Below are 10,616 nucleotides of genomic sequence, written 5' to 3' on the forward strand. Positions count from 1 at the left end.
CCCTGTGCCAGCGCCTGGGTATCGCCGAGGCGCGCCAGCGCCTGCTGCGCCACTGGTTGCGCCAGCTGGAGGAGGGCGGCTACCTGCGCGCCGAGGGCGAGGGCTGGCTGGGCTGCGCCGAGCGTCCCGCGCAGAGTCCGGAGGACGCCTGGACGGCGTTCGCCGGCTGCGCGCCGGCGGCGCTCTGGCCGGCCGAGCTGGTCGCCTACCTGCGTGACAGCGCGCAATCCCTCGGCGAGCAACTGGCCGGGCGGATCAGCCCGGCGGCGCTGATGTTCCCGCAGGGCTCGGCGCGCATCGCCGAGGCCATGTACAGCCAGGGCCTGCATGCCCTGGCGCTGCACGAGGCGATGGCCGAGGCCATCGCCGCCATCGTCGAGCGCCAGCCGCAACGGCGCTGGCGCCTGCTGGAGCTTGGCGCCGGCACCGCCGCCGCCAGCCGCGCGGTGATCGCCCGGTTGGCGCCGCTGGTGCAGCGAGGGACGGAGGTGGACTACCTGTTCACCGACGTTTCCAGCTACTTCCTCGCCGCCGCCCGCGAGCGCTTCGCCGACCAGCCGTGGGTACGCTTCGGCCGCTTCGACATGAACGGCGATCTTCTCGACCAGGGCGTGGCGCCGCACTCGGTGGATATCCTGCTCAGCTCCGGGGCCTTGAACAACGCGCTGGACACCCCGGCGCTGCTGGCCGGCCTGCGCGAGCTGCTGAGCGCCGACGCCTGGCTGGTGATCCAGGAACTGACGCGCGAGCACAACGAGATCAGCGTCAGCCAGAGCCTGATGATGGAAAACCCGCGCGACCTCCGCGACGAGCGCCGCCAACTGTTCGTCCACACCGGGCAATGGCTGGAGTGGCTGGCGGCACAGGGTGGCGACCTGGCTTGCGGGGTGGTGCCGCCGGGCAGCGCTCTCGACCTGCTTGGCTACGATGTCCTGCTGGCTCGCTGCAAGACCGACCGCGCCCGCCTGGAGCCGGCCGAGCTGCTGGCCTTCGTCGAAGCGCGGGTGCCGCGCTACATGCTCCCGGCGCAGTTGCGCGTGCTCGAACGCCTGCCGGTCACCGGCAACGGCAAGATCGACCGCAAGGCCCTGACCGGCTTTGCCCGCCAGCCCCAGGCGGACCTTCGGCATGGCGTCGCGCAGGCACCGGCCGACGAACTGGAGAATGCGCTGCTGGCACTCTGGCGGGAGGTGCTGGACAACCCGTCGCTGGGCGTCGAGCAAGACTTCTTCGGGGCTGGCGGCGACTCGCTGTTGATCGCCCAGTTGATCGCCCGTTTGCGCGAACGACTGGAAAGCGCCCGCCGGCATCCGTTCGATCGCCTGCTGCGCTGGGCGCTCAGCCAGCCGACGCCGCGCGGCCTGGCCGAACGCCTGCGCAGCGCGCCGGAAGAGGGCCGTGGCCCAGCCCTGGCCACGGCGCGCGGCGTCGCCCCGGCGCCGGCCGGCGTGTCGCGCGCACCGCTCGCCGAGGGCGCGGTGGCGCTCGACCCGCTGGTGCGCCTGGTGCCCGGCGAGGGCGTGCCGAGGGTGCTGGTCCACGAAGGCCTCGGCACGCTGCTGCCGTACCGCCCGCTGCTTCGCGCCCTGGGTGAGGGGCGGCCGTTGCTGGGGCTGGCCGTGCATGACAGCGACGCCTACCTGGCGATCCCCGCCGAGCATCTCAACGCCTGTCTCGGCCGCCGCTACGCCGAGGCGCTCCATGGCGCCGGGCTGCGCGAGGTTGACCTGCTCGGCTACTGCTCCGGCGGGCTGGTCGCCCTGGAGACCGCCAAGTCCCTGGTCCAGCGCGGGGTGCGCGTGCGCCAGCTGGATATCGTCTCCAGCTACCGGATTCCCTACCGGGTGGACGACGAGCGCCTACTGTTGTTCAGCTTCGCCGCGACCCTCGGACTGGATACCGCGGCGCTCGGCTTCCCCGCGCCGGAATGTCTCGGCCAGGTGGTGCAGGCGGCGCTGGCGCGGACGCCGCAAGGACTTGCCGCCGAGGCGCTGGCGGAGCTACCGGGCCTGGCCGATCTCGTCGCCCTGCGCGGCCGCGTGCTACAGGCGGCCAGCGGTAGCGCCGACGCCGCCAGCGTCGAACGCGACACCCTCTACCGGCTGTTCTGTCACTCGGTGCGTGCCAGCCAGGCCGCGGCGCCGGAGCCCTACGTCGGCGCGCTGCGGCTGTTCGTGCCGGACGCCGGCAACCCATTGGTGCCGCGCTACGCCGAGGCCCTGGAGACCCAATGGCGGGCCGCCGCGCTCGGCGCGTGCGGCATCCACGAGGTGCCCGGCGGGCACTTCGACTGCCTGGGCGAAGCCCTGGCGCAATCCTTGTCGAAACCCATGCCAGAGGAGGCGAGCCGATGAGCGACGTCCGTTCCGTGGTGGTCGCCGGTTCCCGGTTCGGCCAGTTCTATGCCGCCGGCGTCGCCGCCGATCCGCGCTTCGTCCTGCGCGGCATCCTTGGCCAGGGCAGCCGGCGTTCGCGGGCGTTGGCCGAGCGCCTCGGGGTGGAGACCTGGTGCGAGGTCGAGGCGTTGCCCGACGATGTCCGCCTGGCCTGCGTCGCGGTCGGCGGCGCGGCACGCGGCGAGCAGGGCCCGGCGCTGGCCGAGGCGCTGATGGCGCGTGGCATCGACGTGCTGATCGAGCATCCGTTGCTGCCGCGCGAATGGCAGGACCTGCTGCGCAGCGCCGAGCGCCTGGGCCGGCGCTGCCTGCTCAACACCTTCTATCCGCAGTTGCCGGCGGTGGCGCGTTTCATCGAACTGGGCCGCCAGTTGCACCACCGGCGCGGCATCCGCCACCTGGACGCGGCCTGCGGGGTGCAGGTCGGCTTCGCCACCCTGGACATCCTCGCCGCGTTGCTGGAGGGCGTCGGCCCCTGGTCGCTGGAGTCGCCCTCGAATGACCTGTCGGCGATGCGCGGGCTGTCCCTGGTGTTGGCGGAAGTGCCGTTGAGCCTGCACGTGCTCAACGAACTGGCGGCCGCCGACGACGGGCGCATGACCTTGTTGCAGCGCGTCAGCCTGACCACCGATCGCGGCACGCTGAGCCTGCTCAGCCCCCATGGCCCGTTGTTGTGGACGCCTGCGGTGGCGGTACCGGCAGAGGATGACGACGGCCTGTTCGCGCTGTTCGACGAGATAGCCGGCGAACCGCTGCCCAGCGCCCAGCTCTGGTATGCCGAACCGTGCAGCTGGGCCCAGGTGCACCAGCGCCTGTGGCCGGCGGCGGCGGCCGAGGCGCTGGCGCTGCTCGCCGACGGCGACGAGGTGCGCCGGCGCAACCAGCGCAGCCTGGAGGTCGCCGCCCTGTGGCAGAGGATCGGCGAGCGCCTTGGCTTCCCCGAGGCGCCGCCGGCGTCGCTGGCGCCGGCGAGCCTGGAACAGGTGCTGGAGCAAGCCTCGTGACCCCGGTGCTGTGGCGCCTGCTGCGCACCTATCGCTGGCGGCTGGCGGTGGCCATGGGGTTGCAGGCCCTGGCCGGGCTCTGCTCGCTGTTGCCCTGGATGCTTCTCGCCTGGCTCGCCGAGCCGCTGGCGCGCGGCCAGGCGCAGCCGGCCCTGCTGGCCCTGGTGCTGCTGGCGGTGCTGGCCTGGCTGGGCTGCCAGGCGCTGGCCGCGCACCTGGCCCACCGGGTCGACGCGGACCTCTGCAACGACCTGCGCCTGCGCCTGCTGGCGCACCTGCAACGGCTGCCGCTGGACTGGTTCGGTCGCCAGGGCCCGGACGGCGTGGCGCGCCTCGTGGAGCAGGACGTGCGGTCCCTGCACCAACTGATCGCGCACGCTCCCAACGATCTCAGCAACCTGTTGGTGGTGCCGCTCGTCGCGTTGCTCTGGCTGGCCTGGCTGCACCCCTGGCTGCTGCTGTTCTGCCTGCTGCCGCTGGTGCTGGCCGCCGCCGGCTTCCTGCTGCTGCGCTCGGCGCGCTACCGCGACCTGGTGCTGCGGCGCAACGCCGCGCTGGAAAGGCTCTCGGCGGACTATGGCGAATTCGCCCACAACCTGCTGCTGGCCCGACAGTACCCCGGCGCCGGCATACAACAGGGCGCCGAGGCGTCGGCGGCGGCCTTCGGCGAAGCGTTCGGCGCCTGGGTGAAGCGGGTCGGCCACCTCGCCGCGCTGGTCTACGTGCAGTTGTCGACGCCTTGGCTGCTGGCATGGGTCCTGCTCGGCGCGCTGGTCCTGGATGCCCTCGGCGTGCCGCTGGCGCTCGGCCAGGCCTGCGCCTTCCTGCTCCTGCTGCGGGCCCTGGCCGCCCCGGTGCAGGCGCTCGGCCACGGCGGCGACGCGCTGCTGGGCGCGCGCGCCGCCGCCGAGCGCCTGCAGCAGGTGTTCGACCAGGCGCCGCTGGCCGAGGGCCGCTCGACCCGCGAGCCGGTCGATGGCGCGGTGGCGCTGCACGGCCTGGGCCATGCCTATGAAGGCGTGGAGGTCCTGGCCGATATCGATCTGGAGCTGGAGGATGGCAGCCTGGTGGCCCTGGTCGGCCCCTCGGGCTCCGGCAAGAGCACCCTGCTGCACCTGCTGGCGCGCTACATGGACGCGCAGCGCGGCGAACTGGAGGTTGGCGGCCTGGCACTGAAGGACATGCCCGATGCCGTGCGCCATCGGCATATCGCGCTGGTCGGCCAGCAGGCGGCGGCGCTGGAGATATCCCTGGCCGACAACATCGCCCTGTTCCGCCCCGATGCCGATCTCCAGGAGATTCGCCAGGCGGCCCGTGACGCCTGCCTCGACGAGCGCATCATGGCCCTGCCGCGTGGCTACGACAGCGTGCCGGGACGCGACCTGCAACTGTCCGGCGGCGAACTGCAACGACTGGCCCTGGCCCGTGCGCTGCTATCGCCGGCGCGCCTGTTGCTGCTCGACGAGCCGACCTCGGCGCTGGATCCGCAGACCGCCCGGCAGGTCCTGCACAACCTGCGCGAGCGTGGCGGCGGCCGGACCCGGGTGATCGTCGCCCATCGTCTGGCCGAAGTCAGCGATGCCGACCTGATCCTGGTGCTGGTCGCTGGCCGTCTGGTCGAACGCGGCGAGCACGCGGCGCTGTTGGCGGCGGACGGCGCCTATGCGCGCTTGTGGCGTGAACAGAACGGCGCGGAGGTGGCGGCATGACCCTGTTCGAACGAATGCGTGCGCTGCCCGAAGACTGCCGTGCCGCGTTGCGCCGGGCGAGCGCTTGGGCGGTCCTGGCGGCGCTGCTGGACGCCGCTTGCGGCGTATTGCTGGTGCCGTTGGTCGAGGCCTGGTTCGCCGAAGGCGCGTTGCCCTGGCGCTGGGTCGCCGCGTTGCTCGGCTTGAGCCTGGCGTATGCGCTGTTGCAGTACCTGGCCCTGCGTCGCGGTTTCGCCGCCGGCGGCTCGCTGGCGGCTGGACTGGTGCGCAGCCTGGTGGCGCGCTTGCCGCGCCTGGCGCCGCCGGCGCTGCGCCGGGTCGCGCCGGCCGAAGGCCTGCTGCGCGGCCCGGTGATGCAGGCGATGGGCATTCCGGCGCACCTGCTGGGGCCGCTGATCGCCGCGTTGGTGACGCCGCTCGGGGTGATCCTCGGGCTGTTCCTGATCGACCCGTCCATCGCCCTCGGCCTGCTCCTTGCTGGTGCCTTCCTCGCCGCGCTGTTGCGCTGGAGCGGGCGGCGCAATCTGGCGGCGGAGGATGCCCGGCTGGCCGCCGAGCGCGACGTCGCACGGCAGTTGCAGGCGTTCGCCGAACGCCAGCCGCTGCTGCGCGCGGCGCAGCGCGAAAGCGTCGCCCGCCAGGGGCTGGAAGAGGCCTTGCGCAGTCTCCACCGCAGCACCCTGGAACTGTTGCGGCGCAGCCTGCCCAGCGGCCTTGGCTTCGCCCTGGCGGTGCAGGCGGCGTTCGCCTTCGCCCTGCTCGGCGGCGCCTGGGCGGTGGAGCGGCAATGGCTGGACGGCGCGCGACTGGTGGCCGTGCTGGTGCTGCTGGTGCGCTTCATCGAGCCGCTGGCCCAGCTCACCCATCTCGACCAGGCGTTGCGCGGCGCCTGGCAGGCGCTGGACACCCTGCTGCGGGTTTTCGCCCTGGCTCCGCTGCGCAGCCCCGAGCCGGGCGAGCGGCCGCACGACGCCAGCCTGGCGGCCGAGGCCGTGGAATTGCGCCTGGAAGATGGCCGCGCCTTGCTCGAGGACATTTCCCTGAGGCTGGAGCCGGGTTCGCTGAACGTCCTCGTCGGACCCTCCGGGGCCGGCAAGAGCAGCCTGCTGGCGCTACTCGGGCGGCTCTACGACGTCGATGCCGGGCATGTCCTGCTGGGTGGCGTGGATATCCGTCGGTTGAGCGAAACGACCCTCGCCGCCAGTCGCAACCTGGTGTTCCAGGACAACGGCCTGTTCCGCGGCAGCGTTGCCTGGAACCTGCGCATGGCGCGAGCGGACGCTGATCTCGAAGCGCTGCGCGAGGCGGCGCGGGCGGTTGGCCTGCTGGAAGAGATCGAGGCCTGGCCGCAGGGCTGGGACAGCGATGTCGGCCCCGGCGGCGCGCTGCTGTCCGGCGGCCAGCGGCAACGCCTGTGCCTGGCTCGCGGGCTGCTCTCGACGGCGCCGTTGCTGCTGCTCGACGAGCCCACCGCCAGCCTCGACGCCGCCAGCGAGGCGCAGGTGCTGCGCAGCCTGCTCGGGTTGCGCGGCCGGCGCACCCTGCTGGTAGTGACCCACCGCCCGGCGCTGGCGCGTCAGGCCGACCAGGTACTGCTGCTGGAGGAGGGGCGCCTGCGCCTCAGCGGACGTCACGCCGATCTGCTCGTCCGGGACGACTGGTATGCCGGTTTCGTCGGGCTGGCGGGCGAGGAAAGTTCCGCGACGGTCGTGGATCGATAGAGAAAGACCGGCAATCGAAAAAGCCCCGGAGACGATTTCTTCATAATGATAAGCATTATCAAATCGTATATCCCCCGAGGCTGTTCGAACGATGAAAACGGAGACGAAGGTGATCAAGGGACGCCAGGGCATCGCCCGCAATCGGCACACCCCGTTGTGCCTGGGGCTGCTGCTGGCGCTGAGTCCGCTGGCGGCGGCCGTGGCCGACGCGCGCAAGGACGGCGAGACGGAACTGCCGGACATGGTGATCAGCGGAGAAAGCACGTCTGCCACCCAGCCGCCGGGGGTGACTACCCTGGGCAAGGTGCCGCTCAAGCCGCGTGAGCTGCCGCAGTCCGCCAGTGTCATCGACCATGAGCGCCTCGAACAGCAGAACCTGTTCAGCCTCGACGAAGCCATGCAGCAGGCCACCGGGGTCACCGTGCAGCCGTTCCAGCTGCTGACCACCGCCTACTACGTGCGCGGCTTCAAGGTCGACTCCTTCGAGCTGGACGGGGTGCCGGCACTGCTCGGCAATACCGCCAGTTCGCCGCAGGACATGGCGATCTACGAGCGGGTCGAGATCCTCCGCGGCTCCAACGGACTGCTGCATGGCACCGGCAACCCGGCGGCCACCGTCAACCTGGTGCGCAAGCGGCCGCAGCGCGAGTTCGCCGCCAGCACCACCCTCAGCGCCGGGCGCTGGGACCGCTACCGCGCCGAGGTCGACGTCGGCGGCCCGCTGAGCGCCAGCGGCAACGTGCGCGGCCGAGCGGTGGCCGCCTACGAGGACCGCGACTACTTCTACGACGTGGCCGACCAGGGCACCCGCCTGCTCTACGGGGTGACCGAGTTCGACCTGAGCCCCGACACCCTGCTCACGGTCGGTGCGCAATACCAGCACATCGACTCGATCACCAACATGGCCGGGGTACCGATGGCCAAGGATGGGTCCAATCTCGGGCTGTCCCGCGACACCTACCTCGATGTCGACTGGGACCGCTTCAAGTGGGACACCTACCGCGCCTTCGGCTCCCTCGAACAGCAACTGGGCGGCGGCTGGAAAGGCAAGGTCAGCGCCGAATACCAGGAAGCCGATTCGCGCCTGCGTTACGCCGGCTCCTTCGGCGCCATCGACCCGCAGACCGGCGACGGCGGCCAACTGATGGGCGCCGCCTACAAGTTCAAGAGCATCCAGCGCAGCCTCGACGCCAACCTCAATGGGCCGGTGCGACTGTTCGGCCTGACCCACGAACTGCTCGGTGGGGTCACCTACGCCCAGGGCGAGACCCGCCAGGACACCGCACGCTTCCTCAACCTGCCGAACACCCCGGTCAATGTCTACCGCTGGGACCCGCACGGCGTGCCGCGCCCGCAGATCGGCCAGTACACTTCGCCGGGCACCACCACCACCACCCAGAAAGGCCTCTATGCCCTGGGCCGGATCAAGCTCGCCGAGCCGCTGACCCTGGTGGTCGGCGGCCGCGAAAGCTGGTGGGACCAGGACACCCCGGCCACCCGCTTCAAGCCCGGTCGCCAGTTCACGCCCTACGGCGGGCTGATCTGGGACTTCGCCAGGGACTGGTCGTGGTATGTCAGCTACGCCGAGGTCTACCAGCCGCAGGCGGATCGCCAGACCTGGAACAGCGAGCCGTTGAGCCCGGTGGAAGGCAAGACCTACGAAACCGGGATCAAGGGCGAACTGGCCGACGGCCGCCTGAACCTGTCGCTGGCGGCGTTCCGCATCGACCTGGAGAACAATCCGCAGGAAGACCCGGACCATCCGGGGCCGCCCAACAATCCGTTCTACATCAGCGGCGGCAAGGTGCGCAGCCAGGGCTTCGAGCTGGAAGGCACCGGCTACCTGACGCCCTACTGGAGTCTCTCGGCCGGCTACACCTACACCAGCACCGAGTACCTCAAGGACAGCCAGAACGACTCGGGGACGCGCTACTCCACCTTCACCCCGAGGCACCTGCTGCGCCTGTGGAGCAACTACGACCTGCCCTGGCAGGATCGGCGCTGGAGCGTCGGCGGCGGACTCCAGGCGCAGAGCGACTACAGCGTCGACTACCGTGGCGTGAGCATGCGCCAGGGCGGCTACGCACTGGTCAACATGCGCCTGGGCTACAAGATCGACGAGCACTGGACGGCGGCGGTCAACGTCAACAACCTGTTCGACCGGACCTACTACCAGAGCCTGTCCAACCCCAACTGGAACAACCGCTACGGCGAACCGCGCAGCTTCAACGTCAGCCTGCGGGGCGCGTTCTGATGCCGCGCCGGTCGGGCTTCGGCTGGGCCTGGCGGGTTCCGCTGGCGCTCGCCGGCAGCCTGGCGGCGGCGACCGCCAGCGGCTATCTGTTGACTCGCGGGCTGCCCCTGGACGACCCGCTCGAGCGTCTCTACGCCGGGCTCTTCGGCGCGCTCGGGGTGGGCTTGTTGCTGCTTGTCGGCGGGTTGCTGGCGCGTGGTCCGGGCAACCTCGCCTGGCGCCTGGGCGGTAGCCTGCTGGCACTGGGCCTGGCGCTGTGGCTGCTGGCGGGGCGCGGTTGAAGTGGCGGCGCGTCCTCTCCTGCTCTCGCTGCACGGTGGCGCCGGCGCGCTGTTCGGCGTGCTGCTGTTCGTGGTGCTGTTCAGTGGCGCCTGGAGCCTTGGCCACGACGACCTGCGCGAGTGGCTGCGGGCCCCGGCGCAGGCGGGAGGAGAGGCCCTTGCGCTGGAGCGCCTGCTCGAGCGGGCGGGCGAGGAAGGCGTCGACATCGGCGATGCGACCCTGCTGCTGCCCGCTCCCGGCCATGCCGCCTTCAGCGTCTGCGATGCGCGCCTGGACTGCCGGCTGGACCTCGACCCGGCCAGTGGCCGGGTGCTGCCGCCGACGCCGGCGCTGGACCTCCTGCTGAACCTGCACAAGAGCCTGTTCGTCGGCTTCCCCGGGCGGGTGCTGGTCAGCCTGATCGGCGTATCGCTGTTGCTGCTGTGCCTGGCCGGCGTGCTGCTGCACAGCCGCCGCTGGCGCGACCTGCGGCGTTGGCGGCGGGACCGCGGGCTGCGCCTGGCGCTGTTCGACCTGCATGGCCTGATCGGCATCTGGGGACTGCCCTGGCTGCTGTTGTTCGGTTTCACCGGCGCGCTCAGCGGGCTGGGCGCTCTCGGGACCCTGCTGCTGGCGCCGGTGGCCTACCCGCAGGAACCGAACCGGGTGTTTGTCGAGTTGATGGGACCGCCGCCGCCCGCCGCCGAGGGGCGGCCATTGGCGTCCCGCATCGATCTCGACCGCCTGCTTGCCGGCGATGCCGTGCGGGCGCCCGGCTTCGTTGCCCAGCGTTTGAGCCTCAGCCATGCCGGGGATGTCGCCGGCAGCGTGGAGATCGCCGGTATCCAGCGTGGCCTGCCGAGTACCGCGAACTTCGAGCGGCACCGCTATCGGCTGGCCGACGGCGCCCTGCTCGGCGAGCGCAGCTCGGCGCAGCGCGGGTTCTGGCTGCGCGCCTTCATCGCCGTGCAGCCGTTGCATTTCGCCCAGTACCAGTGGCTCGGGCCGGGCTGGTCCGCCGCGTTGCGCGGCCTGCACCTGGCGATGGGCCTCGGCGCCTGCCTGCTCTGCGCCAGCGGCCTGTACCTGTGGCTGCAACGACGCGCCTCGGCGCCGGACGCCCGCGTACGGCTCTTGCAGCGCCTGAGCCAGGGTTTCTGTGCCGGCCTGGTGGCGGCGGCCGCGTTGCTCCTGCTGGGGCTGCAACTCGCCCCCTCGGAGCTACTCGCCGGACCCTGGCCGGGGCGGCTGTTCCTTGTCCTGTGGGCCGC

General features: G+C 71.6%; 6 protein-coding genes and 1 pseudogene. All 7 read left to right on the forward strand.

What is annotated here, in order from left to right; all coding sequences use genetic code 11:
* A pseudogene (gene pchF / locus FFS27_RS20840) lies at positions 1 to 2,354 on the forward strand (pyochelin non-ribosomal peptide synthetase PchF); the annotation flags it as partial.
* Positions 2,351 to 3,400: a pyochelin biosynthesis thiazoline reductase PchG gene (gene pchG / locus FFS27_RS20845; protein ID WP_003129320.1), complete on the forward strand. Its 1,050-nt coding sequence runs from the start codon at positions 2,351 to 2,353 to the stop codon at positions 3,398 to 3,400. The pseudogene pchF and the gene pchG, both read left to right, overlap by 4 nt.
* Positions 3,397 to 5,109, forward strand: a complete 1,713-nt coding sequence (gene pchH, locus FFS27_RS20850; protein ID WP_023100789.1) for an ABC transporter ATP-binding protein PchH — start codon at positions 3,397 to 3,399, stop codon at positions 5,107 to 5,109. The genes pchG and pchH overlap by 4 nt, the downstream gene beginning before the upstream one ends.
* Positions 5,106 to 6,830, forward strand: coding sequence for an ABC transporter ATP-binding protein PchI (pchI, locus tag FFS27_RS20855; protein ID WP_023100790.1), 1,725 nt, complete (start codon positions 5,106 to 5,108; stop codon positions 6,828 to 6,830). Before pchH ends, pchI begins: the two co-directional genes overlap by 4 nt.
* 91 nt (positions 6,831 to 6,921) lie before the next feature.
* Positions 6,922 to 9,084: a Fe(3+)-pyochelin receptor FptA gene (gene fptA, locus FFS27_RS20860; protein ID WP_003111969.1), complete on the forward strand. Its 2,163-nt coding sequence runs from the start codon at positions 6,922 to 6,924 to the stop codon at positions 9,082 to 9,084.
* A complete protein-coding gene (locus FFS27_RS20865) occupies positions 9,084 to 9,365 on the forward strand; it encodes a hypothetical protein (RefSeq protein WP_023100791.1) in 282 nt (93 codons plus the stop codon). Before fptA ends, FFS27_RS20865 begins: the two co-directional genes overlap by 1 nt.
* Position 9,366: 1 nt before the next feature.
* Positions 9,367 to 10,616: PepSY-associated TM helix domain-containing protein (locus FFS27_RS20870; RefSeq protein WP_137952183.1), on the forward strand; the 1,250-nt coding region annotated here is incomplete at its 3' end.

The sequence above is a fragment of the Pseudomonas sp. 2VD genome (assembly GCF_005503585.1).
Classification (GTDB): Bacteria; Pseudomonadota; Gammaproteobacteria; order Pseudomonadales; family Pseudomonadaceae; genus Pseudomonas; species Pseudomonas aeruginosa.